We start from the raw sequence: 449 nt of genomic DNA on the forward strand, positions 1-449 counted from the left end.
GCTTGGCGATGGGGCCGATCTCCTTGGCGACGTGGTTCCGGAGGTCGTCGATACAGTCTGCCGGGGCCCCGGCCTTCAGGACGACGAAGGCAACGACGGCGTGGCCGGTCTTCGGGTCCGCCACCGGGCAGACGCCGGCCTCCACGACGTCCGGGTGCGACACCAGGGCGGATTCGATCTCGATGGTCGAGAGCAGGTGGCCTGAGACGTTCAGGGTGTCATCCACGCGGCCCAGGATCCAGATGTCGCCGTCGGCATCGTACTTGGCGCCGTCGCCTGCCAGGAACCAGCCCCGGTCCGCGTACTTGCTCCAGTACGAATCGAAGTAGCGCCGGGGGTTGCCCCAGACGGTGCGCGCGATGGCGGGCCCGGGGGAGTCAACCACGATGTTTCCCTGGACGCCCGGCGCAACGGTATCGCCGCCGTCGTCCACGATCCTGGTGCTGACC

At 68.6% G+C, this 449-nt stretch carries 1 protein-coding gene; it reads right to left on the bottom strand.

Annotation, left to right across the window (positions count from 1 at the left end):
- Nucleotides 1-385: AMP-binding enzyme (locus AC1DKD_RS42100; protein WP_477144850.1), on the bottom strand; the 385-nt coding region annotated here is incomplete at its 3' end.
- Nucleotides 386-449 lie beyond the last annotated feature (64 nt).

The organism is Cupriavidus sp. 05T313, from assembly GCF_056396665.1.